We start from the raw sequence: 24,506 nt of genomic DNA, 5'->3' as shown, positions 1-24,506 counted from the left end.
TCTGGTGTGCCCGCATGGAAATTAAGGTCAACTTTCTCGACAACCTTCGGCTTGAAGCCAAGTTCGATGATTTCACGGTGATTGCCGACCAGCCGATTCGCTACAAAGGCGACGGTTCGGCGCCGGGGCCATTCGATTACTTCCTGGCTTCGTCGGCGTTGTGTGCGGCGTACTTTGTGAAGTTGTACTGCGCTACGCGCAATATTCCCACGGAGAATATTCGCCTGTCGCAGAACAACATCGTCGACCCGGAAAACCGCTACAACCAGATCTTCAAGATCCAGGTCGAGCTGCCGGCGGATATCTCGGACAAGGACCGCCAGGGCATCCTGCGCTCCATCGACCGGTGTACCGTGAAGAAAGTGGTGCAGGCCGGGCCCGAGTTCGTGATCGAGGAAGTCGACAATCTCGACGCCGACGCCCAGGCGCTGTTGATGCCCAACTCGACGTCCCAGGTGGGCACCTACATCGCCGGCAAGGACCTGCCGCTGGAGCAGACCATCGCCAACATGTCCGCGATCCTGGCGGGCCTGGGCATGAAGATCGAAATCGCCTCGTGGCGCAATATCGTGCCCAACGTCTGGTCGCTGCATATCCGCGATGCCCACTCGCCGATGTGTTTTACCAACGGCAAGGGCGCGACCAAGGAAGGCGCGCTGGCGTCGGCGTTGGGCGAGTTCATCGAGCGGCTCAACTGTAACTTCTTTTACAACGACCAGTTCTGGGGTGAGGAACTGGCCAACGCGCCCTTCGTGCATTATCCCGACGAGCGCTGGTTCCAGCCGGGCCCGAACGACGAGTTGCCGAGTGAAATTCTGGATGCCTACTGCCTGAAGGTCTACAACCGCGACGGCGAGCTGCGCGGTTCGCACCTGTTCGACACCAACTCGGGCAACGAAGCGCGGGGCATCGTCTCGCTGCCGTTCGTGCGCCAGTCCGATGGCGAGGTGGTGTATTTTCCCTCCAACCTGATCGAAAACCTCTACCTGAGCAACGGCATGAGCGCCGGCAACACCCTGGCCGAAGCCCAGGTGCAGTGCCTGTCGGAAATTTTCGAGCGGGCGGTGAAACGCGAGATCATCGAAGGCGAATTTGCGCTGCCGGATGTACCGGCCGAGGTGCTGGCCAAATACCCCGGCATTCTGGCCGGTATCGAAGGCCTGGAAGCCCAGGGCTTCCCGGTGCTGGTCAAGGATGCGTCCCTGGGCGGTGAATTCCCGGTGATGTGCGTGACCCTGATGAACCCGCGTACCGGCGGTGTATTCGCCTCGTTCGGCGCCCACCCAAGCCTGGAAGTGGCGCTGGAGCGCAGCCTCACCGAACTGCTGCAAGGCCGCAGCTTCGAAGGCTTGAACGACTTGCCGCAGCCGACCTTCGAAGCCCAGGCGGTGACCGAGCCGAATAACTTCGTCGAGCACTTTATCGACTCCAGCGGTGTGGTGTCGTGGCGCTTCTTCAGCGCCCAGTCCGATTATGAATTCGTCGAATGGGACTTCTCCGGCCACGGCGAAGACTCCAACGCCCAGGAAGCCGCGACGCTGTTCGGTATTCTGGAAAGCATGGGCAAAGAGTCGTACATGGCGGTTTATGAGCACCTGGGCGCCACCGCCTGCCGCATCCTGGTGCCGGACTACTCGGAAATCTACCCGGTGGACGACCTGATCTGGGACAACACCAACAAAGCGCTGTTTTTCCGTGAAGACATCCTCAACCTGCACCGCCTGGACGAAGCGCAGTTGCACGCGCTGGTCGAGCGTTTGATCGAAAGCGAGCTGGACGACTACACCGATATCACCACGCTGATCGGCATCGAGTTCGACGACAACACCGCGTGGGGTCAACTGACCATCCTGGAGCTGAAGCTGCTGATCTTCCTCGCCTTGCAGCAGCATGAGGAGGCCAAGGAATGCGTGGAAATGTTCCTGCAGTACAACGACAACACCGTCGAACGCGGGTTGTTCTACCAGGCGGTGAATGCGGTGCTGGAGATGGAGCTGGACGACGACTTGGACCTGGCCGACTACGAAGCCAACTTCCGCCGCATGTTCGGTAACGAACGCATGGACGCGGTGATTGGCTCGGTCAACGGCAGCGTGCGGTTTTATGGGCTGACGCCGACCAGCATGAAGCTCGAAGGGCTGGACCGGCATTTGCGCTTGATCGACAGCTACAAGAAGTTGCACGCGGCGCGGGCCAACATCACCTCAGCACGTTGATAGCTACCTGATGCATGAAGGTCAAAATGTGGGAGGGGGCTTGCCCCCGATGGCGGTGGTTCAGTCACTTAACCCAGGGCTGACAGACTGCTATCGGGAGCAAGCCCCCTCCCACAGTTGGAGTTGTGGTGTTCCGGTGATTGGATGTGGGCCAGTCCAATGCACGCAATGACGCAGGGCTTGAGCCGGGCGCCGTCACCTGTGGGAGGGGGCTTGAACTGGTCAAGTAATCCCGGACACCGATTACGGTGTTTATGCCGCTTTTTGCTCCATGGCTATTGGCGACAGGTAGTTGTTGTAGCTGTGGAGCCTGATTCGGTTGTATCGCATGAAGAAGCTGGTCATATCCTGCTTGGCTTCTTCAACCGTCATATAGCCCTTGGTGGGCACCCACTCTGATTTGAGCGTCCCGAAGAAACGCTCTATTGGTGCATTGTCCCAGCACTGCCCTCTGCGGCTCATGCTTTGGGTTATCCCATACTCCAGCAACGCGGACTGAAAGAGCTGGCTGGTGTATTGGCAGCCTTGATCCGAATGAAACATCAAGCCTGCATGTTTGCCTCGAACCTCCACCGCCATTCTCAGAGCCTTGCTAACCAGGTTGGCGTCATTGATCAGAGAAAACGCCCAGCCAACGATTCGGCGGGCGAACAGATCAATGACCACTGCCAAGTGATACCAGCGTTTCCCAACCATTAGGCTGGTAACGTCGCCGCACCAGACTTGATTAATTGCGGTTGGCTCGAAGTTACGCTCAAGCAGGTTCTTGGCCACAAATGCTTCAACGCCTCTAGAGCGATATTGATGGCGGCGGCGCTGTCTGCTGGCCAGATTTGCCTCCGCCATAAGTTTTCCGGCCAGATGCCGACCTACCTTGATCTGCTGGGCCTTCAAGTGCTGAGAGATCATCCGTGCACCTGCACTTCCCCGGCTTTCGTCATGCAGTTGCACGACTTTTGCTCTAAGCGCGTCACGCTTGGTATTTGGCTCTGAGCGACGCTTAAGCCAGTCATAAAACGCGCTGCGGGAAACGCCTAGCGCACTGCAAAGCAGGCTGGTCGGATATAAACTCGACTCCCTCAGTTCCTCGATCAGGAAAAACGATCGGGATCCGACATCAAGAGAGCCGTAGCCTTTTTTAAGATTTCAGCCTCACTCTCCAGGCGCTTGACCTTGGCTCGTAGCTGTTGAAGCTCTCGCTGTTCATCGCTGATAGCCTTGGTACCTGCCACTGGCTGCCCTTTGTGACGCTCTTTACGAACCTGATCAACCCAGCGGCGCAGAGCCGTAGGGCCAACGTCCATCGATGCACAGACGTCGGGAACTGAACAGTTATCATCAAGAACCATGCTTGCAGCACGTTGCTTGAACTCGTGGGTGTAGGTCTTTCGCTGTTGCATGGAACCTCCTGATTGGGCGAATCATATCGCCCTTAAGAGGTGTCCGGGATCATTAGGCCAGTTCAGCTTGCCCCCGATGCGGTGGTTCAGTCAACTAACCCAGTGGCTGACAGACTGCTATCGGGGGCAAGCCCCCTCCCACATTTGGATCGCCGGTGTTTGGGGATTTATATGTGGGCCAGGGCTTGGGCCAGATCCGCGCGCAAGTCCTCCACATCTTCAACCCCCACCGACAACCGCACCAACCCATCCCCAATCCCCAACTGCGCCCGCGTCGCTGCCGGGATGCTGGCGTGGGTCATGATCGCCGGATGTTCGATCAGGCTCTCCACGCCACCCAGGCTCTCGGCCAGGGCGAAGATCTTCACGCTTTCCAGAAAGCGCGTTGCGCCTGCCAGGTCGCTATTCAAGTCCACTGAAATCATCCCGCCAAACCCGCGCATCTGCCGTTGGGCCAGTTCGTGCTGTGGGTGGGATTTCAGGCCCGGGTAATACACTCGCGACACCTGCGGTTGCTGCTCCAGCCAGGTCGCCAGTTCCAGCGCGTTGCGGCAATGGCGCTCCATGCGCAGGGCCAGGGTTTTCACGCCGCGCAGGGTCAGGAACGCATCGAAGGGCCCTGCGATGGCGCCCACCGAGTTCTGCAGGAAACCCAGGCGCTCAGCCAATTCAGGGTTGTCGCCGACGATGGCGATGCCGCCGATCACGTCCGAGTGGCCGTTCAGGTACTTGGTGGTGGAATGCACCACGATGTCACACCCCAGCTCCAGCGGGCGCTGGATCCACGGGCTGGCGAAGGTGTTGTCGGCCACGCAGAGGATGCCGCGGGCGCGGCAGAGGCGGGCGATGGCGCTGAGGTCGGTGAGGCTCAGCAACGGGTTACTGGGCGTTTCGACCCAGACCATGCGCGTGTCGTCCCGCAGCGCCGCTTCAAACGCCGATAGATCACTCAGGTCCACATAGCTGAACGTATGCCCGGCGCTGCGCTGACGCACCTTGTCGAACAGGCGGAAGGTGCCGCCGTACAGATCATTGCCGGAAACGATATGCGCGCCGGCATCGAGCAATTCGAGCACCGTGGAAATCGCCGCCAGCCCCGAGGCAAACGCGAAGGCCTGAGTGCCGCCTTCAAGGTCGGCAACGCAACGTTCCAGGGCAAAGCGCGTGGGGTTATGGGAACGGCCGTAGTCAAAGCCCTTGTGCACGCCGGGGCTGTCTTGCAGGTAGGTGGAGTTGGCGTAGATCGGCGGCATCAGCGCGCCCGTGGTTGGGTCCGGCGACTGTCCGGCATGGATCACACGGGTGGCGAACGCGCTTTTATCGGGCTGGCTCATGCAAGGGATCTCCGTAGGTGGTTGAGCAGGTCGACGCGGGTGATCAGGCCATGGAAGCCCGAGGCGTCGGCAATGATGGCGACCAGGCCGCGATCCAGCTCCGCCTGCAGTTCGGCCAGGCTGGCGCCGGGGGCCAGGGTGTGCGGGGTGCGGGTCATGGCGCTGGACACGCTCATGGAAAAATGCGTGGCGTCCTGGTGCAGGCCCAACAGCAGGTCGGACTCATCGATGACCCCCGCCAGTTGCGTGCCGTCCACCAGCACCGGCAGTTGCGACACATCCGCCAGGCGCATGCGCTGGAAGGCGGTGAGCAGGGTATCGTCGGGGCTCACGCTGATCACCCGGCCATCTTCGAAGCGACGGGCGATCAGGTCGCGCAGGTCGCCGTAGTGCTTGTACTGCAACAGGCCGGCGTCGTTCATCCATTGGTCGTTGTAGACCTTGGACAGGTAGCGCGTGCCGGTGTCGCACACGAAGGTGACCACGCGTTTGGGCTCGGTCTGCTCGCGGCAATAGCGCAGCGCGGCGGCGAGCAGGGTGCCGGTGGACGAGCCGCCAAGAATGCCTTCGGCCTTGAGCAACTGGCGGGCATGGTCGAAGCTTTCTTCATCGCTGATGGAGTAGGCGTGGCGCACGCTGGACAGGTCGGCAATCGACGGTATGAAGTCCTCGCCGATGCCTTCCACGGCCCAGGAACCAGGGGTTTCAAGCCGACCGCTGCGGCTGTACTCGGCCATCACCGAACCCACCGGATCGGCCAGCACCATGGCCAGTTCGGGCTGCACGCGCTTGAAGAAACGGGTCAAGCCGGTGAGGGTGCCGGCCGAGCCGACGCCTACCACAATCGCGTCTACATCATGCTGGGTCTGCGCCCAGATCTCCGGCGCGGTGCTGGTTTCATGGGCCAGGGGGTTGGCCGGGTTGTTGAACTGGTCGGCGAAGAACGAACCCGCAATGTCCTTGGCCAGGCGCGCGGCCACGTCCTGGTAATACTCGGGGTGGCCCTTGCCCACATCGGAACGGGTGATATGCACCTCGGCGCCCATGGCCTTGAGGTGCAGCACTTTTTCCGTGGACATCTTGTCCGGTACCACCAGCACCACCCGGTAGCCTTTGGCCCGGCCAACCAGTGCCAGGCCCAGGCCGGTATTGCCGGCGGTCGCCTCGATAATCGTGCCACCGGGGCGCAGGCGGCCGTCGCGCTCGGCGGCGTCGATCATCGCCAGGCCGATGCGGTCCTTGATGGAACCGCCGGGGTTTTGCGATTCAAGCTTGAGAAACAGGGTGCAAGGGCCAGTGTCAAAGCGGCTGACCTTGACCAGTGGCGTGTTTCCGATCAGTTCAAGTACGGCGGGGCGGGATAGAGTAGGCATGTCGTCACCTGGTTACGGGATGGGCGTAGGGTGGGGGACAGCAGAATGCAGAGCATGGCTAGAAACATAGGCCGGTCCCGCCCGAGCTGCAACCGGGTGGTCCGATGCATGACTTTTTTTGGCGCATGGAGGTTGATGGCGGGCACAGCACCCGCAGGCAACGCAGATCAACTGTGGGAGTTGTCGAGCCCCAGCGAGGCTACGAAGGCGGCGGTACTGCTGGCCTATGCGCCACCTGAGCCACCGCTATCGCGGCCTCGCTAAAGCTCGTGCGCTCCCACATCCAAACACCCCATCAGCGCCCGGCGATGGCGGCTTCGATGGTGGCGATGTCAATTTTGCGCATGGTCATCATCGCGTCAAACGCACGCTTGGCGACTGCCGGATCCTTGCTCGTCACCGCATCCACCAATACCCGTGGCGAGATTTGCCACGACAGGCCCCATTTATCCTTGCACCAGCCACAGGCACTTTCTTGCCCGCCATTGCCGACAATGGCGTTCCACAACCGGTCGGTTTCCGCCTGGTCATCGGTCGCCACCTGAAAGGAAAACGCTTCACTGTGCTTGAACATAGGGCCGCCATTCAGGCCCAGACACGGGATGCCCAGCACGCTGAATTCCACGGTCAACTCATCACCCTGCTTACCGGCCGGGTAGTCGCCAGGCGCGTAGTGCACCGCCTTCACTTCGCTATCCGGAAATGTCTGGGCGTAGAAGGTCGCCGCCTCCAGCGCATCGCCGTTGTACCAGAGGCAAATCGTATTTTTGTTGTTCATCGCAGGCTCCTCAGGTTGAAAGGTGCCTGGAGTCTAGACGATCGCTACGCCAGGGCGTCTTTACCACAAGCACCCGCACGCCGCGAACGCCAGCCCAACCCGAGCACCATCAACAAACCCAGGCCTGCCATCAGCGCGCCTGCCAGGGAAACGGCGGGATAGCCCAGCCCGGCATTGAGCACCGCGCCGCCCAATACCGCGCCGATGGCATTACCGAAATTGAACGCGCCGATGTTCATTGCCGAGGCCAGGTTAGGCGCATCTTTGGCGGCTTCCATCACGCGCATCTGCAACGGCGGTACCAGGGCAAAACTGGCGGCGCCCCACAGCAGGATCGACAGTGCGGCGGGCAGCGGCCATTGCATCAGCACCGAAAAGGCCAGCAGCACGGCGATCAACACCACCAGCGAGGTAATCAACGTGCGGTCTACCGAACGGTCCGCCGACTTGCCACCCCACACGTTGCCCAAGGTCAGCCCGATACCGAACAGCACCAGCATACCGGTGACGAAGTTGGTCGACGCATGGGTGACATCGCGCAAAATCGGCGCGATGTAAGTGAACACGGTAAACATTGCACTGGAGCCGACCACGGTCAGTGCCAACGCCGCCAGCACTGGCCCGCGACCGAGTACGCGGATTTCCGCCATCAGGCTGCCACCCTTCGGCGCGGGTGCATTCGGCAGTGCCCACCACAGCGCGGCCATCACCACCGCGCCCAGACCGCTGATGCCCCAGAACGCCGTGCGCCAGCCGAAGTTCTCGCCAAACCAGGTGGCCAATGGCACGCCGCCAATGGTCGCCAGGGTCAGCCCCAAAAACATCGCGGCAACTGCCCCCGCGCGCTTCTCCGGCGCGACCACACTGGCCGCCACAATCGAACCAATGCCAAAAAACGCCCCGTGGTTCAGCGATGTCACCAGCCTGGCTATCATCAAGGTCTGGTAATTGGTCGCCAGCGCCGACAGCAGATTACCCAAGGTGAAGATCGCCATCAGCCCGATCAACAGATACCGGCGCGGCACCCTGGCCGTCGCGAGCGTCATGATCGGCGCGCCGATCAGTACGCCCATGGCATAGGCACTCACCAACAGCCCTGCGGCGGGGATGGATACGCCAAGGTCGGCGGCAATACCGGGCAACATGCCCATGGGGGCAAACTCCGTGACCCCGATGCCAAAGGCACCGATGGACAAGGCTACAAGGGGTGGATTGATACGCATGGGTGACTCCTCATCTGTGTGCCGAATGCTACAATCCAGCCTTTTGCAGCAGTAGCCCCTGGTTGGGAACTACACCTTTGCGCAGGAGGCACAAATGGACATCGGCGGCCGCTCGGGAGAGATGGAAGTGTTCGTCATGGTCGCGGAGCACGGCAGCCTGTCGGGCGCCGCGCGCGCCCTGGGGCTGACGCCATCGTCCATCAGCCGCATCATCACCCGCACCGAGGGGCGCATCGGCACCCGGCTATTGCTGCGCACCACCCGTGCCATCACCTTCACCGCCGAAGGCGAAGCCTACCTGCGCGGCGCCCGGCGGATCCTGGCCGACATGGCCGAAGTCGAAGACGCCATTACCGACCAGGGCGCCCCCCGCGGACGCCTGAGAGTCAGCGCAGCCCTGGCCCACGGCCGCCTGACCGTCGTGCCGCTGATCGCCGCTTTCAGCGCCCGCTATCCCGCCATCGTGGTCGACCTGATGCTCGGCGATGAACTCGTGGATATCCTCGCCGGCCAAGCAGACGTCGCCATCCGCTTCGGCCACCTGGCCGACAGCCCCCTGACCGCCCGCCACATCGGCTCCACCGGCCAGGTCATCGTCGCCTCACCCGACTACCTGGCCCGCCACGGCACCCCGGTGACGCCACAGGATTTACTTGAGCACAACTGTCTGCGCTTCAACTTCCGCAGAGCGGCGCCAGATTGGCCGTTTCGGGTGGATGGGCGCGATTTTTCGCTGAAAGTGGCGGGGACGATTGAAGGGAATAGCGGAGAGGCGTTGGCGCAGTTGGCGAAGCTGGGGGCGGGGATAGCGCGGGTGGGGGCGTTTAGTGTGGCGCAGGATCTGGAGCGGGGGGAGTTGGTGGCGTTGTTGGAAGCGTATAACCCGGGGGATGTGGAACCGATTCATGCGGTGTTTGTGGGTGGGGCGGCGATGCCGGGAAGGGTTAGGGCGTTTGTGGATTTTTTGGTGGGGGGGGATTGGGGGTGAGGGGGCATGGAGGAGTGAACAGCGGCGTTTAACCGGCAGGTTTCGGCCTGGAGCAGACACTTAGAGCAGGGACAATAATCCGTCGCATTTCTTCCGGTTTGGCAAATTGCCGACTCGCGTTTACACGCCGCCGGGATCAATCCTTTTGTCGCCGAAAGTGCTCTATGAGCTCTAGTGACCTAAATGCCTGACTCGAACGCTTCCGTTGCGTTTGCCAGACGTAGGTTCGGTCGATCGTTCATGCGCCACACTCCAAGCCTGGAAGAGATATGAGCCGCAATACCGTCCACTAAAGCCGCTGAGGATTTCTATTTGCCAGCGACACATCTCAGGATTCTGGCTTCTTGAGGCTGCTAATGACCTTTGCTATTGAATCAACGGCATCGTACACGCTGGGCGGAGCGTTGAGGTCTGCAGACAGCTCGCTGAATACAAGATTTTCGAATTTAGACAGAGTTGTTCTGTCCATGTCCTTGGCACTCTTCGCGTATTCATTTACGAACGCACACATTTCATGCCTCAGGCTTAGCTGCAAAACATGTTTCTTCGCGATGAGCCATTGCCCATAAATAATTCTGAAGTAATAAAGTAATAAGGCTTCAAGCGCGATAGAGAACACAAAAGTGGAAATAGACGAAACTGAAGTTTTTACGTCGTCGCTAAACAAGCTCTGAATAAAATTTGATGTTCCCGAAAGGAGGAAAATAACGGGTATAACCAAAGTAATCAGACCAACCTTCGTCAGATTACTACGTAGTCCGTCACGCTCGCGACGTTTTTCTTGGAGCATTTTGTCAAATGCGTTTCCAAGGCCGAGGTAATTTGTAGCGTCAATTACTCCTTGGTAGCGATCTTCGCTTTGCTTTACTCGAACATCCCATTGTTTCAAAGATTCTTCCCATGCCTCTACTTTCTTAAGCATGCTGTGCGTACTGTTTATTTCTTTAATTTGCGGTTCGAGAATCAGTGCTACCGGTATCCCGAATCTTATTTCATCAACTTTTTTGTAGTCTATTTGTCTGAATTCAGGGAATAAATAAAAAAGTACAATTTCGCTGTCATTGTAGTTGTGTGAGCTTCCATAGCTCAGCTCTCTTAAAAATTTTGCCGAACAGAAATGTGCGTCTTCTAAGTGACCAATCTTAAAAGGAGTTAGCTCTAAAATGCTCTCAATTTTTGTACGATGATCTCCAAAAAAAATCGTACCATCGGCAGCCCGAGACAGTTCAATGTTTTGGTCGACAAACCATATTAGTTGCTCAGCCAACTTAGAGATGTAGTCGAAAGAAGCGTGATTTTCAATTGAGGCTGCGAGATTTTTAATTTTTTCCACGTATTTACCTTGTGTGTTCGTATTAAATAACATGGTGCTCCTATCTGTTTATCATGTTTGTCTTAAAGTAAATTGCGGAATTTTGGAAGGGCCGCGAAATAAGCAAATGCATGACAATTATAAGGCGGATTACCATCATTGTGTTGTAATTTTTAAAAATGGTTGCGGAGCCTTTTAGGCTTTCATCAACCTAGTTGAATCGTTTCAGATCTCGAACATACCTTTCAGCAATAGAGACCTCTTGGGTCATCAATGGGCAGAGCGCTATTGACCGATTCCAGACGATGAGAACGTATCTATTCTCCGTCACGCGCTGGCACCGTCGCCACCGCCAACCATAACCCCGCACAGCACCGATTGAAAATCGCTTACCCCTCGGCTCGGCAAACCATCGGAGAAAATCGGAGTCGAGAAAATCGGGGGCTGGCCCCGATTTTCCAGACCCCGATATTCCAAGGCGACGATATACTATGCAGCCAATTTCATGGATCGGTGATAGCTATGCCCCGGCCAACTGCTCCCTTTTCTCTTACGCGCCCGATCTCATGACCCTTCAAGGCTGGTTGAGGATGAGTACGCTCAGGCAAAGCCTCGCCGAACGGGCGAACATACTGCTTTCCCTGGCTGAGGGATTGACGCCTAAGGCCGTCAGCGTCATGGAACCGCGAGTCTGTACGCAGCTTTCGACATTATGACCGGCCAAGTCATTGGGCGAATTACCCAGCGCCACCGGGCCAAGGAACTCCTAGATTTCTTGCAACAAATTGACCGCAGCACGCCAGCGGGGCTGGATTTGCATGTCATTCTGGACAACAGTTCCACTCACAAAACGGCAAGCCACTAGTTATAACTAAATTTTTACATCTCCCTTATACCATTCGTAACCAACCCTCCTCAAATCAGCTTCCTGAGCGGCTTGGGCTACCCATGGTCCAGTTCGGTCAGTCTCAATGGTTTCGATATTACAATAATAGACAGTTTGATTTGTCCCATGGTTTGGGCTTCGTACTGTCACTGAGCCAGAGTCAAATGAAACCATTGTGCCCTGCGCAAGATTAAAACTATTGTTCATCCCCTTAACGGTCATCCTCAGATACTGCTCTGCAGGAAATATGGACAATATCACCGAAATCGGAATCACGAATAATTCAGATGAGAACTTAACAGCATAATTTTTAACTATATGATTGTCGCACACAAAACCGCGACGTAAATCCAAACGCCTCACAGAAATATAATGCGTTTTATCACTAGTAACTGAAACACACCAGATATTATCCGACGACATGTCAACCGAGAGGTTCTCCTGCCATTCATCAGGAACCTCACAGCTAACACGCCCGATAGAAAGTTCACTTTTATAATTAGTGTAATAAATTCCATCTGCCCCAAGTTGACGTGCTACATGATTGTTACTGTATGGCACTAAATTTTCTTCAGCCCAAACACTTTGGATAAGGAAACATTCATAAGCCGCTTGCGGGTAAGTAAGTTCATCTATAAGGCGCATAAATCTTATGTAATCGACATCAATTTTTTTCGTAAACTTAGACACAGTCTGAAGTACGCCTAGTTTCTTGCCCATTCTCATCACCATTCAAAAGAGTCGACGAGGCTTTACTCTCCCATGTACAACTAACCTCGGAACCTGTGAAAAATGACAGTCCACAATATCAATTAGAAATAATCACACTATCTAGAAGTTATAAATCAAAGAAATCGAAGCACACACCGTGCCCTCTACGCTTACCACTACACTTTCCTGCTCCGAACGGCCATGAGATCCAGTCACTACTTCTGCTCGGTGCCCAGTACATCGGAACAGACGCTACCAGAAAACTGCATCGGGGCTGGATTTGCATGTCATTCTGGACAACAGTTCCGCTCACAAAAAGTCTGCCATCAAGCAGCGGTTGGAAAAGCATCCACGCTTTAAATTGCACTTCACCCCGACCAGTGCATCCTGGCTGAACGCTTTGGAGGGCTGGTTCGCACAACTGGAAGACGAGCGCTTTACCGGGGTTGCCTTCGCCACGCGCTGGCCTAATTGCTGCAGCGCGCAGAGATTTTTACTAACCAGACGTCACAGCGGAACTCTCTTCCACCTCCGAAACTTCCTCCCGCACCCGCCGCCCTATAACATCCATCAAATCACACCCATCCCGCAGCGGTATCGCCAGCAACTGCGCAAAATCCGAAAGCACGACGCAATCAGCGTCCACTTCACCCCGGAAAGCGATGTTTTCCAACACCTGAGTCACAGTGCGAATGCGATAGTCAGCCATCGCTTGCAGTACATCGAGTGGCGCTTCTGAATCAATGAGCAGGGACGCTGGAACCAGATCGATTCCGGTAAGGGGGATGTATCTTTCCATTTTTGAATCTCCGATAAGTATGGAAAAGGGGACAGATTTATCTACTGGGAAACAGTCCGCTCCTGGCCGACAGACGTCTATCATGACGGGCAGAAGCCGACCTAAAGCGGTCGGTCGAGCAATATCCGGGCGTTACGTGGAATGTGTAGTCATTCGTCGTGAGAAGGGCTCGACGTCGATACCAAATGCTCGCCGCATGTATTAGTGTGTGCTTCCTGTCGCATAGGAACCGTATGATGAAGACATCGATGGAACGACTGGAAAGGCGGTTGGAAGTCAATCTCCCCGAAGTACGCGAAGATTTGTCTCCAGGCTGTTCGGAAGCTTCAATAAGAGAGTTTGAACGTGATATTGGCAGAGCGCTTCCTGAGAGTTTAAGGACTTATACAGGCTGCATGATGGGCAAAAAGGTGCTGTGACCTCAGGACCTTTTTTTTGGGCTAAATTTCCTTCCCCTTGCTGACGCAAAGTCACATTGGGAATCTTGGAAAAACATTGTCGATGATTGGTCACCCGAGGGCATGATTGAAGCGAGCGCATTCTCAAGTTCGGCAAAAGCAGGCGCTGTTCAGACTCTGTATGCCAATGCGTACTGGATTCCGTTGCTTACGACTACGGAGGCAACCATCTAGGCGTAGACCTGGACCCTGGGGAGTACGGGGTCTCGGGCCAAGTCATCAATTTTGGCAGCGACGAAGAGGAGAAATTTGTTCTGGCAAGCTCCGTTGGTACGTTTATGGAGTGACTGGTCGATCAACTCGAAAATGGTAATTTTGCAATCAGGGAAGAGAACGATGGAGGGCGAAGCATGAATACAAAGGAGCCGTCGAAGTTACTCAGTCCCTATTTATTCGCCTCGCAGCGGGGGTGCTGAGCTGGCCTCAGCCAGGCAGTGCTCAGCAGACTCAGTTCTCGTGGGCCTATCCCCAACTGCGCGCAATTCCCAGGATCACTGTTCCTAACCGATCTCATCCTGGCGCCACTGGCCGCTATGGGTCGCCTGTCGCCGGTCAAGCCAGCGTCGCTTGTCGCTATTTAGGAGCCATCTGGTGTGGAGTGTAAGAACTTACCGCCTTTAGCTTCAACTACCGAGCGAACGGCCTCGGAGTCTGATTTCGAGCCGATAAATGCAAGTTGTAACTTAGGAAGCATAGTTGATGTGTTATTTAAAGCTGCAATAGCTGAGTTAGCTGCAAAAGAACTATTGGCTCCTGAGATGGCCACACGAACATCAGCTTTGCTTGCAGGAGCGATTATTTGGTGGATGCTTGAAACAATTGGAGAGTCTAAACCTGCACTTCCGATAAGAGCGGATGCCATAGCTCCGGAGATACCGTTATTCGCTGCGGGAACCCAAACCAAATTAAATTTTTGTTGCTCAAATAAAATTGCCGCAGATTGTGCGGCTTGCTGTGGCGATTGGCTCCCAGTTGTAGCGCATCCTGTTAATGTAAATAATAAAATTGTGAATGCTAAAATAAGGTTCATGGTGGCTCCCAAATATTTATTAGGCGACATTACTGTCGCAGATTCTCTGAATACTTGCCGTGTAAGTTTCCGTAGCGACACATTGCCTCTTGATCAGCCTAAAAGGTGATTTTGTAAGCGCGACAGTACGACGTAAAAGCGTGGTTGCGGCGGGTGCATCATTACTGATGCATTGGTGGACTGTCCACTGTCTGCTTCTGGCCGATAGCAGTCGTTCGTGAGCGACAGCTATCAGCCGATTACTGCCTGTCATGAACGACTGCGATCGACCCAGAGTGTGTAAAAACGCTTCGCCAAAATTGAAGTGTGCGCGTCTACGTTAAATCTGAAATTTATCGGCACGTCTGCAGATGTGGATTTCGCGTAGAAACGCGATTTCCAGCCCAGTTTGGAGTACCTGACGCGCTCAAAAACGTTTTTGCACATCCTCGGCCAGTATCCGGGTTGATCAGGGCTATTTGCGGGATATCCTGAACCCGGATTACGGGGCGCTTTCCAATGTCGGCAGCCTAACGTTCCTGGAAAAAATGGTGAATAGGTTCTCTGACTGAGCGTTGTAGCCCTGGCGACTCGACTTGCGCCTACGCATGGGTGAGGCCGGTCAACGTATCCGCAATGGTTTTAGTGCGTTGCGCCGTACCCTCGGTCGCGCGGCTCGACGCCTCCAGTGCATTGAGCATTTCGCGCAACGCGCCGACGCCGGTGGATTGGTCTTCGATCTGCTGGGCAACGCGCTGGATCTCACTGGACAGCAGGTCAATATCCACGCCGATTTCCGCCGCATTCTTACGGGTGATTTCCGCCAGTTTGCGCACTTCATCCGCCACCACCGCAAAACCCCGGCCCAGGTCGCCCGCGCGCGCCGCTTCAATGGCGGCGTTAAGCGCCAGCAGGTTGGTCTGCCCGGCGATCTGCTGGATCACCTGCACAATCGACTGGATACGCAAACTCGACCCGGCCAGCGTGCGCGCACCTTCCACCGCCACATCCGCCTGGCTGGAAAGCCCTTCTACCGTTGTCCCGGCCTGGGCAGACACGGCGTTCTGCTGGTCGATCGTACCCACAAGTTCATCCATCGAAGCGTGCAACTCACCCGAGTAATGCTTGAGCTGCGCGGCGATGTCCTCCTGCTGACGCTCGGCATGGGCCAACACCATGCCTAAGTCTGCCAAGCCTTCGAACACCGGCAGGATATTGCGGTCCAGCCCACGGGTATTGAGGGTATTGCTGAAGTCATTGTTCTTGAACGCGGCAATCTGCTTGACCACCACATGGTTCAACCCCGCCAACTTCTTCACCTGGCGCCGTAGGAAAAATGCCTTGAACTCGCCGTAATGGGCGATGAAATTGTCCACGTACTCATCACTGAAACTCGCACCCTTGGCCACCCGAAAGAAGAAAATCGCCGTCAGCGTCTGATTCAGGTTCAAGCCCAAAATCTCCCCAAAGGTCGAAAACCCCGCCAACGGTACATCACCAAAAATGCCGGCCATGCTGCCCAGCTCGGCGCCGTTGTTCAGCCGGCGCAAAATGCAGTCATTCAAAATCCCCGCCACCGGCTGGCCACCCTTGCCGCGCAGGAACTGTTCATAGTCCAGACGCGTCGCCTCACGCAACGGCGTACGCCGCACCATCACCAATTCCTCGCCCGGCGCCACGTCGCAAAACAACTGCACGATCTGCTGCTCATAATCGATGCGCGCGATGGATCGTACAAACAACTCACTGCCCACCCGAATCGCAAACGAATAGTCCGCCAGCTTCGACTCCAGCGCCTGGGGCGCGCAACTGAACGCATCACACAGCGCTTGCACCATGCTCTTGATATTGCCGTTGCTGTCGATCACCTGGTCAATCGTGCGGTCCTCCACCGAGGCGGTCAGCACACTGAAGGTCAAATCCGCCGGTTTGAAGTTCTGGCTCTTGAACACCCCAAACCGCGCATGCGCCGCCGTCTTCAGGAACACGATCTGCGCATGGTTCTGATAACTGCGCTGACCGTCATGAATCAGCGTCTTCTGGAAATCCGACTTACCCCCGGCCGATCCCCCGACAAACAAACAAGGAAACCGCCCCGACTCATACAGCGCCTCCATAAAAAACGACTCCGACGCCGACAACCCGTCGAACACCACATACGCCAACGTATCGCGATGATCAATCGACATGCGTACCTGCACTCGCTTGATATTGGCCACCAACTTGGCAATCCGCTCCTGCATCCCCAACCGCTTACCGCCACCGCGGATGTCCTCACACTCCAACGGCACCATCACCACCTCGGCCGAGGCGATCAGAGTGTCGTCGAACAGCTGTAATACCACCCGGTCCCAGCGCTCGCCCGTGGCGCAATACAGCGAATTGGGTGCATTGCAGAGTTCGCCGGAGGTGGTGCACAGGCTGATGGAGGATTGGGGGAAGCGGCGTTTGAGCTTGGCGGAGATTGCGTCGATGTCCAGATGCGGCGAGATAAAGCCGGTGATCAGGGTGGGGGTGATGCGTAAGGCGGTGAGGGCGGCGTCCAGATCGTTGGCAGTGCTGGTGAGCGTGGCGGTGCCTTGACGATCGCCCCGGGCTTTTTTTAGACGGGAGAGTGGGTTCATTCGGTGGACTCGATTGAGGGGGGGGGGAGGGGTAGGCATGCGATTAGTAGGGTTATCGGCAGGTTGGGTGGGGGCTGGAGGGGGATGTGACGGATGGACGCAGTTTTAGGGAGTTTCCCCTTTATTGATAGGCTGCTTTCGGCCGAGAGTGAATCGCTCCGGGTTTCGTTGACGCTCTTGGTGTCCGCTTTTGGCCGATAGCAGTCGTTTGTGAGCGGCAGCTATCAGCCGATTGGAGTCGGCGGGTTTCGGCCAATAGCAGACTCTCAATGCAATACAAGCGTTGCTGTCTCAGCCTCAATAACCTCACGCATTCACCAAAGCAAGCAAAAGGTGCTAGCCATTAGCTACCACTATTAAAATTTGTAGGATAAGATCAAATACTAGAGCGGACTGAGTAAATTCGAGACGTTCCAATGCCTTCATAAACAGCAAGCCCTTGAATGATAATGGATTAACTAGTGATGAAATTGACCCTCTTGCGCCCGTACAAATCATTAAAGACGTTTGAAGATGTGGAGTTGCCAGACTTCACGATTATTACAGGAACTAATGGGGCGGGTAAGAGCCAATTATTGAAGGCTTTGGATGAGGGGGCGCTTTCGATAGATGGGGTCGCACATTCGCCCCATATCCGATCGATTCGCTTATTCGACGCGACGACATTAATTCCTACAGATACAGGAGCGTTTGCAAGCTTTCAGAGCAAACAGGAAAGAGACGGGGCATGGAACCATATATTCACCTTGATCAACAACACAAAGGCAGGGCTCGAGTCTTCCTTGCATCAGTGGCCAGAACTTTCTAAGCTAGACTTAAGGAAGTTGGCGGGATTAAAATCATCAGAACTGTACAGTTATGGCATCCCACCAGATCAAGCCGAGCTAGTGTATGAGCACATTAAAGCTAATTTGACCGCTCACAGCCAAAGCATTGAATCGCAATTTAACTCACACAGCCCCACAATTAATCCTAGACTGATTGAAAAAATCACAGCCGATTGCAGAGTTCCACTCGTTGCGTTCGACATGGATTTATTTTACGAACATTACCCAATGGCATGGCAGCCTGTAGATTTGTTTCAACAATCATTTGCAAGGCTTTTTTCAGAGTATCAAACTACTTTCGTGGCGAATGAATTCAAAGCATATCGACGTGATGTTCGCGGCGATAACGTGCCGGTATTGACGAAGGAGGAGTTTTTTGAAAAATATGGTTCACCCCCTTGGGATTTTTTGAATGATATTCTAGAGACAGCCAATCTCTCATTTAGAATTAATCAGCCTGACGAATTTGATGATCGTCCTTATGAGCCAATACTCACTGACTTAGTCACTGACGCAAAGGTAAAATTTAATGACCTTTCGTCAGGCGAAAGAATTTTAATGTCGTTTGCCCTATGCTTATATTACACAAGAGACTCAGGCGACAGAGTGAATTATCCGCAGATACTTCTCTTTGACGAAATTGATGCACCACTACACCCGTCAATGACCCAGTCACTACTCGACACCATTCAAAAGGTATTGATCAGTGAGCGCAAAATAAAAGTAATTATGACTACGCACTCGCCTTCGACTGTAGCGCTCTGTCCGGAGGAGGCGATTTTTGTAATGACTAAGGAAGGTAATAGTCGACTTAAAAAAACCAACAAAGATAGTGCGCTATCGTTATTGATGTCGGGAGTTCCAAGCATAAGTATCAGCTACGAAAATAGACGTCAGATCTTTGTAGAAAGCCACCTTGATGCTCAGTATTATGACCAAATTCTAAAAAAAATAAAATCAAGATTGCACCCTGCGGTGTCGCTGAGCTTTATTGCGTCCAGCGATTCAAAAGTCGGCGGATGTGTACACGTTAAAGATATTGTCGAGCAACTTTCCAGTCATGGAAACACGACAATTAGAGGATTAATTGATTGGGATACCATCAACCAGCCAAATGATAAAGTTGTAGTTCTCGGGCATAACAATCGATACTCCATAGAAAATTACATTTTAGACCCGCTATTGGTGGCGATACTACTTTTTCAAGATAAAAGCATTGAAAGAAACGAGCTTGGCATGGAAGAGCACGAAGGTAGCGCTGACATATTAAAAATGACTCAGCCGAGGCTGCAGCACATTGTAGATTATATTATTTACAAGGCTTTCCATGAAGCATCTGACGATAAAACCTCAAGGATTAGATGTGAATACCTTAATGGTCAATTTGTGTTTCTGCCGAAATCATTTATGTTAATGCAGGGACATGACTTAGAGGAATTACTGAAGTCTAAATTTGATGGCTTAAGACGTTATCACCGGACTAATGACTTGAAAGCAATAATTTTGAAGCGTGTTGTTGACGAGTTTCCATCGCTTCTGCCACTGTGCTTACTTGAAGCATTTCGAAAATTACAGGAACCAATTTAAACCTAAAAATATTATTTTCACATACTCATGAATACGGCGGCAAACCACCTCTTGCCGCTTTAGAATCCAGCGAATGCGCGAGCATTGGGATGAAGTATAAGATCTAAACCTGATAGTCCGCTTCGGGTCGAACGCGTCCTCCCACGAAAGACCGCTTTTGGCCGATTGCAGCCGATGAGAAAGCACCCACTGCTTTCACCACACGCTGGCCTAGTTGCGCCAGCGCGTGGAGATTTTTCATTATCCCGGCGTAGCAACAGACCCCGCTTCCACCTCCGAAACCTGCTCCCGCAACCGCCGCCCAATAACATCCATCAAATCACACCCATCCCGCAACGGTATCGCCAACAGCTGTGCAAAATCCGAAAGCACAACGCAATCAGCGTCCACCTCACCCCGAAAAGCGATGTTTTCCAACACCTGAGTCACAGTGCGAATGCGATAGTCAGCCATCGCTTGCAGTACATCAATTGGTGCTTCTGAATCAATGAGCAGGGACGCTGGAACCAGATCGATTCCGGTAAGGGGGATGTATCTTTCCATGTTTGAATCTCCGATAAGTGCAGTGGCTTACCACCACCCAGTCGTCGCCAAACGATGGGGTGGCAGCTGTACGCAGGTTGGCGAACCGGTATCGGAGACCCGGCAGACCCGAGGGTCTCCCGCGCACAGCCGCCATTGAGGCAGCTTTGCGAATGTGCAGCAGCATCTGCAAAAAAGCACAGTGCTTTTGCATCCGATAGTCAGGTCGCCAAACCTGATCGCCATGGGGGCGACGGGGCGGACTATAAGCGTCAACGCGCTGGAGGATCAACCTTGAGGTTGTAAACAGCATTGATACGCTGAAATCCATTCCTTTTACGCTCCAGTCTCATCGCAATGACATCGCCTAACCCTCCCAATTAGTTTCACTCCCTGCTCGGCATTTCCCTTCGCTGTCTCGCTTTTTAAGCTTGCTGAAACGTTTAATCACGTCTATAAAACTGCCACAACTCCAAAAAAGGCAACCGTCATGATCCCCCTAAAATTCGCTGTCGCCCTCACCGCACTCTCCGCCGCTTCCCACGCCATGGCCTGGGACTACGTGCTTCTCGACACCGACAAAGCCGCGCAGAATTGGCAGGTCACCAGCCAGCAACTCGGTGTGCAAACCGACAAACCCTTCAGCGTTACCCTGCGCACTTTGCACGGCGGTCGGCAGGAGGGGGTGAGCATTGTCGACATCGATAACGGCACGATGAAGCTCTCGGTGGTGCCGACTCGCGGTATGAACGTGTTGCAGGCTTCGGTCGGCGATGTGCGCATGGGGTGGGATTCGCCGGTCAAGGAAGTGGTCAATCCTTCCTTCATTGAGCTCAATGGTCGCGGCGGGCTGGGCTGGTTGGAAGGTTTCAATGAGCTGGTCACCCGTTGCGGCTATGAATGGGTCGGTCACCCTGGCATCGACAACGGTGAATTGCTGACGCTGCATGGCAGGGCCGCGAATATTCCTGCGAACAAAGTCACCCTGCACATCGATGAGAAGCCGCCGTACGCCATCACCCTGCGCGGCGAGCTGAAAGAGCAGGCGTTCAAGAAGGTCGATTTTTCCGTGGCGACCGAACTGGTCACCGAGCCCGGCAGTGTCGTGTTTGCTCTCAACGACACCCTGACCAACAACGGCGACTATCCGAAGGAATACCAGGCGCTGTATCACAGTAACTTCAGCACCCCGTTTCTGGAGCAGGGCGCGCGTTTTGCCGCACCGGTGAAGCAGGTGTCGCCGTTCAACGACAAGGCCAAGAGCGAGTTGGCCGACTGGCAAACCTATCGCGCACCCACCAAGGACTACGATGAAACGGTCTACAACGTGGTGCCCTATGCCGATGCCAAGGGCGATACCTTGACCGTGCTGCATAACAAAGCTGGCAGCCTGGGCGTGTCGGTCGGTTTCAATACGCAGACGCTGCCGGTGTTTTCCCTGTGGAAGAATACCGATACTCAAGGGCAGGGCTATGTCACGGGGCTGGAGCCGGGGACGAGTTTTTCCTACAACCGCCGTTATCAGCGGCCACTGAACCTGGTACCCACCATTGGGCCCAAGGAACACAAGCAGTTCCGCATCAGCTACAGCTTGTTGGCGGATAAGGCGGCTGTGGACAAGGCCTTGCAGCAGGTCAGCGAGATTCAGGCCGGGCGCGAGACGGAGGTGCGGCAGACGCCGTTGGTTGATTTGACCAAGGAGTAAGGGCGCCTGCACTGCTTCCACAGGCCGGCGCGGGAGTTACGCCCGGCGCGCCGTCAACAACACCGTTGCGGCCGCCGACAACAACCCCGCGCAGCACCGATTGAAGATCCGCTTACCCCTAGGCTCGGCAAACCAGCGGCGCATATGCAGGCCCATATAGGCGTAGGCGCTGATGGCGATCCATTCCAGGGCCAGGAACATTGCGCCCAGCAGGGCGAATTGCGTGGTAATAGGTTGGCCGGGCACCACGAACTGTGGGAGGAAGGCGGTAAAGATCAGGATGGCTTTGGGGTTGCCCGCCGCCACCAGAAACTCTTGCCGTGCCAGGGCCCATAAGCCCACCTTGCCGGCGACCATTTCCGCTTCTGCCCGCGGGTCTGCGCGCCACAGCTGATAGGCCAGGTAAAACAGATACGCCGCACCAAGCAGCTTGATCCCGTAGAACAACAACTCCGAGGTTTGCAGCACCACCGCCAAACCGGCGGAGGCGAGGGCGATCATGCCGGCGAAGGCCAGCAAACGGCCGAGACCGGCGAGGCAGGAGGTGCGGTAGCCGTAGCGGGTGGCGTTGCTCACCGACAGCAGGTTGTTGGGGCCGGGCGCCATGTTCAGGGCGAAGCAGGCGGGCAGGAAGAGGGCGAGGGCGGCGAGGTCCATGGCGGCTCCGGATTCGGTCGGACGGGAGCGTCGAGAATAAGGGGAGTGGGGGCGGTGCGGCAATCACGGCTGCGTTATGTCGACTAAGGTACAGGTTGTCCTGACCTAAGCCCTCGTCCCAAACAGCCGATCAGCCAGTTCCCGACCGCGCTCCAGCCCTTGTGGCGTCAACCAGACCGATTTGTTCTTGTTTACCGGGTTATCGATAAAACCCTGTTCATGTAATCGGTTCATGACCTGAAAATCGTGCCCCTTCCATGAGTTTCCGTCATCGGTGCTGAAGACTGTCAGCAGGGCCAGCACGGCTTCCTCTATCAGCTTTTCGTCGTATTCCATAGTGGTTACACCCCTCGCGAATCGGGCGCGGCTCGTTTCAGGCAACACTGTTCTCTTGCTTATCAATCGGCACTCTCACACTAAACACCGTGCCCTGTTCCATATCGGAACTTACCTCAATCGACCCACCATGAGACGCCACGATTTCCGAGGCAATGAACAGGCCCAAACCCAAACCCTCCGTGGGGCCGTGATTGATCGCGGTACGCTGGGAGAAGCGACCCATGGGGTTGAAGATGAACGGGAGGACGTCCTCGGGGATCGCTTCACCGCTGTTGTGCACGGTGAAGACCGCGAAGCCCTCGCGTATGCCCAGCTCGACTTGGATCGGCCGGGTGGTGTCCCCATGCTGCACCGCGTTGCTGACGATGTTCGAGAAGACCTGCTCCATGCGCGCGCCGTCGAATTGCCCTGCAACTGGCGTTTTGGCGTCGAACATCACGATGGCCTCGGGATGAAAGGTGCGGATTTCTTCTATGACGCGCTGGCACAGCGGTGAGAGGTCGATATCGGCGGTTTTGACCGGGATGCCCGGTCCCATCTGGCAGCGGGTCAGGTCGAGCAGGTCGCCGACGATCTGGCTCGCGCGGCGTACGCTGGTGTAGATCTGGTTGGCGATTTTGGTCGCGCGGGCGCCGGCGTCCTGTGAGCGGCGCAGCACGTCGGCGCCCAGCAGGATCGCGCCGAGCGGGGTGCGCAAGTCGTGGCCAAGGATGCCCAGGAACATGTTGCGTGACGCCTCGACCGCGCGTGAATAGCTGGCGATGGACTCGGCCAGGGCCTGATCGATGGCTTCGTGGAAGCGGGTCATGTCGTCGACATTGATCGGGGTGCCGTCCTTGATCTGGCGCATCCACTGGCTGACCACGCTGGTGCGCAGCGCACGGTATTCCGAGACCATCTGGTCGATGGTGAAACCCGCCATCAGGCGCGTCATGGCATGGGTTTCCGCCGCAGTTTCCTGGTCGTCCGCCGGCGCCTGGCCCTGAGCCTTGGCTATTTGTTCCTGGCGGGTCTGCTTGGTTCGCAGGTCGCTGACGATGGCCCGCAACATCTGCTCGGCATGGTCGCGCAGCCCGACACTGTCGAGTTCCTCGCCCGGTGTCTCGATGGTTCTGGCGAAATCTTCCCAGGCCTGCAGGATCGGCTCGAGGTTTTCCAGGATGAAATCGGGCAGGCGCATGTCTGTAAATCCTGATGCGAGTCGGGCAGAAGAGCGAGGCTGCGCAGATGAAGGGAAATTCCCGGCAGTGTAGGAGGTTGTTCGCCGCTTTTAAAGCGCGGCCGGTGCCGGGGCTGCCATGGATCCAATCTACGCGCGCACAGCGGTCATGCGCCTGACCTTACAGGCCCAATGTCAGGGCCCTCAGCCTCTGTTCTACCACGCTGTCGAAATGGCTTGCCAACTGCTCGCAGCGCTCCGACGTCAGCCCTTCACAGCAGGTGATGCCCAGCACAAACCCCTGGGCTTTGGCGCCGCTTTTGACGGCCAGGATCATCGACCCTGCCAGTTCGATCTCACGCAAAATTCGGTCAGCCTGTCGTTTTATAGGGCCGGGCAAATCGCTAATGGCTTCTTTCATGGCCGTCTCCGCAGGCATTCACTACACACAAGACACCTGAGGCACTGTCGGCCTCTTGAAAGCATCGACCGGCGGAAGGTTCAGGAGTTTCGTAGTGCACGAGCGGGAGGCGATGACCTGCAGTTGCGCAGGTACAGTTGTTCGCTAGTCAGGCCGCCATCGGGGGCAAGTCGAATCG

The 24,506-nt window shown here is 55.8% G+C and carries 21 protein-coding genes and 2 pseudogenes; 7 read left to right on the top strand and 16 right to left on the bottom strand.

Going from position 1 to position 24,506, the window contains the following annotated elements:
- Positions 1-14 precede the first annotated feature (14 nt).
- A complete protein-coding gene (locus tag C4J90_RS14615) occupies positions 15-2,216 on the top strand; it encodes an OsmC domain/YcaO domain-containing protein (RefSeq protein ID WP_124420158.1) in 2,202 nt (733 codons plus the stop codon).
- 252 nt (positions 2,217-2,468) lie between these two features.
- On the opposite strand, the gene C4J90_RS14610 is transcribed toward C4J90_RS14615, so the two are convergent.
- From C4J90_RS14610 to C4J90_RS14590, 6 genes are all read right to left on the bottom strand, one after another.
- On the bottom strand, positions 2,469-3,299 hold the full coding sequence (locus tag C4J90_RS14610) for an IS3 family transposase (RefSeq protein ID WP_256658976.1): 831 nt from the start codon (positions 3,297-3,299) through the stop codon (positions 2,469-2,471).
- Positions 3,300-3,307: 8 nt separating this feature from the next.
- A complete protein-coding gene (locus C4J90_RS27165; RefSeq protein WP_256658866.1) occupies positions 3,308-3,616 on the bottom strand; it encodes a transposase in 309 nt (102 codons plus the stop codon).
- A gap of 167 nt (positions 3,617-3,783) precedes the next feature.
- Entirely contained in the window at positions 3,784-4,950 is a 1,167-nt protein-coding gene (locus C4J90_RS14605) for a cystathionine gamma-synthase (RefSeq protein ID WP_124420157.1), read from the bottom strand.
- Complete coding sequence (locus C4J90_RS14600) at positions 4,947-6,323, bottom strand: cystathionine beta-synthase (RefSeq protein ID WP_124420156.1); 1,377 nt, start codon at positions 6,321-6,323, stop codon at positions 4,947-4,949. The genes C4J90_RS14605 and C4J90_RS14600 overlap by 4 nt, the downstream gene beginning before the upstream one ends.
- Positions 6,324-6,618: 295 nt before the next feature.
- Positions 6,619-7,101: a VOC family protein gene (locus C4J90_RS14595; RefSeq protein ID WP_124414831.1), complete on the bottom strand. Its 483-nt coding sequence runs from the start codon at positions 7,099-7,101 to the stop codon at positions 6,619-6,621.
- Positions 7,102-7,145: 44 nt separating this feature from the next.
- Positions 7,146-8,324, bottom strand: coding sequence for an MFS transporter (locus C4J90_RS14590; RefSeq protein WP_124420155.1), 1,179 nt, complete (start codon positions 8,322-8,324; stop codon positions 7,146-7,148).
- 94 nt (positions 8,325-8,418) lie between these two features.
- Between C4J90_RS14590 and C4J90_RS14585 the strand changes: the two genes are divergently transcribed.
- Positions 8,419-9,312 (top strand): LysR family transcriptional regulator, encoded by an 894-nt coding sequence (locus C4J90_RS14585; protein WP_124420154.1) that lies wholly within the window; start codon positions 8,419-8,421, stop codon positions 9,310-9,312.
- A 328-nt stretch (positions 9,313-9,640) separates the two neighbouring features.
- Here C4J90_RS14585 and C4J90_RS14580 read toward each other — a convergent pair whose 3' ends face one another.
- On the bottom strand, positions 9,641-10,645 hold the full coding sequence (locus C4J90_RS14580; RefSeq protein WP_124420153.1) for a hypothetical protein: 1,005 nt from the start codon (positions 10,643-10,645) through the stop codon (positions 9,641-9,643).
- Between the two features lie 649 nt (positions 10,646-11,294).
- Between C4J90_RS14580 and C4J90_RS14575 the strand changes: the two are divergent.
- Positions 11,295-11,483: pseudogene (locus C4J90_RS14575) on the top strand (transposase); the annotation flags it as partial.
- Positions 11,484-11,495: 12 nt separating this feature from the next.
- Here C4J90_RS14575 and C4J90_RS14570 read toward each other — a convergent pair.
- Positions 11,496-12,230 (bottom strand): hypothetical protein, encoded by a 735-nt coding sequence (locus C4J90_RS14570; protein ID WP_124420152.1) that lies wholly within the window; start codon positions 12,228-12,230, stop codon positions 11,496-11,498.
- A gap of 253 nt (positions 12,231-12,483) precedes the next feature.
- Here C4J90_RS14570 and C4J90_RS14565 point away from each other — a divergent pair.
- Positions 12,484-12,665: pseudogene (locus tag C4J90_RS14565) on the top strand (transposase); the annotation flags it as partial.
- 52 nt (positions 12,666-12,717) lie between these two features.
- On the opposite strand, the gene C4J90_RS27160 reads toward C4J90_RS14565, so the two are convergent.
- Complete coding sequence (locus C4J90_RS27160; protein WP_124420151.1) at positions 12,718-13,020, bottom strand: hypothetical protein; 303 nt, start codon at positions 13,018-13,020, stop codon at positions 12,718-12,720.
- Between the two features lie 233 nt (positions 13,021-13,253).
- On the opposite strand from C4J90_RS27160, the gene C4J90_RS27155 reads away from it, so the two are divergent.
- Positions 13,254-13,439 (top strand): hypothetical protein, encoded by a 186-nt coding sequence (locus C4J90_RS27155; RefSeq protein WP_256658865.1) that lies wholly within the window; start codon positions 13,254-13,256, stop codon positions 13,437-13,439.
- Positions 13,440-14,055: 616 nt separating this feature from the next.
- Here C4J90_RS27155 and C4J90_RS14550 read toward each other — a convergent pair.
- Both C4J90_RS14550 and C4J90_RS27305 read right to left on the bottom strand, forming a co-directional pair.
- On the bottom strand, positions 14,056-14,508 hold the full coding sequence (locus C4J90_RS14550) for a hypothetical protein (RefSeq protein WP_124420150.1): 453 nt from the start codon (positions 14,506-14,508) through the stop codon (positions 14,056-14,058).
- A 581-nt stretch (positions 14,509-15,089) separates the two neighbouring features.
- Positions 15,090-17,111, bottom strand: coding sequence for a methyl-accepting chemotaxis protein (locus C4J90_RS27305; RefSeq protein WP_124420149.1), 2,022 nt, complete (start codon positions 17,109-17,111; stop codon positions 15,090-15,092).
- A 464-nt stretch (positions 17,112-17,575) separates the two neighbouring features.
- Between C4J90_RS27305 and C4J90_RS14540 the strand changes: the two genes are divergently transcribed.
- The gene (locus tag C4J90_RS14540; RefSeq protein WP_124420148.1) at positions 17,576-19,525 is read left to right on the top strand and encodes an AAA family ATPase; all 1,950 of its coding nucleotides are present in this window, start codon (positions 17,576-17,578) and stop codon (positions 19,523-19,525) included.
- A gap of 240 nt (positions 19,526-19,765) precedes the next feature.
- Here C4J90_RS14540 and C4J90_RS14535 read toward each other — a convergent pair whose 3' ends face one another.
- Positions 19,766-20,068, bottom strand: coding sequence for a hypothetical protein (locus C4J90_RS14535; protein ID WP_124420147.1), 303 nt, complete (start codon positions 20,066-20,068; stop codon positions 19,766-19,768).
- A gap of 469 nt (positions 20,069-20,537) precedes the next feature.
- Between C4J90_RS14535 and C4J90_RS14530 the strand changes: the two genes are divergently transcribed.
- The gene (locus C4J90_RS14530; protein WP_124420146.1) at positions 20,538-21,752 is read left to right on the top strand and encodes an aldose 1-epimerase family protein; all 1,215 of its coding nucleotides are present in this window, start codon (positions 20,538-20,540) and stop codon (positions 21,750-21,752) included.
- Between the two features lie 36 nt (positions 21,753-21,788).
- Here C4J90_RS14530 and C4J90_RS14525 read toward each other — a convergent pair whose 3' ends face one another.
- The 4 genes from C4J90_RS14525 to C4J90_RS14510 form a co-directional block, all read right to left on the bottom strand.
- Complete coding sequence (locus C4J90_RS14525) at positions 21,789-22,409, bottom strand: LysE family translocator (RefSeq protein WP_124420145.1); 621 nt, start codon at positions 22,407-22,409, stop codon at positions 21,789-21,791.
- A 105-nt stretch (positions 22,410-22,514) separates the two neighbouring features.
- Positions 22,515-22,745 (bottom strand): DUF6429 family protein, encoded by a 231-nt coding sequence (locus tag C4J90_RS14520; protein ID WP_124420144.1) that lies wholly within the window; start codon positions 22,743-22,745, stop codon positions 22,515-22,517.
- Positions 22,746-22,782: 37 nt separating this feature from the next.
- Entirely contained in the window at positions 22,783-23,928 is a 1,146-nt protein-coding gene (locus C4J90_RS14515) for a sensor histidine kinase (protein ID WP_124420143.1), read from the bottom strand.
- Positions 23,929-24,088: 160 nt separating this feature from the next.
- A complete protein-coding gene (locus tag C4J90_RS14510) occupies positions 24,089-24,328 on the bottom strand; it encodes a hypothetical protein (RefSeq protein ID WP_124363049.1) in 240 nt (79 codons plus the stop codon).
- Between the last annotated feature and the right edge of the window lie 178 nt (positions 24,329-24,506).

The sequence above is a fragment of the Pseudomonas sp. R2-60-08W genome, assembly GCF_003852335.1.
Lineage (GTDB): Bacteria > Pseudomonadota > Gammaproteobacteria > Pseudomonadales > Pseudomonadaceae > Aquipseudomonas.
This window is presented reverse-complemented; position numbering and strand designations above follow the sequence as displayed.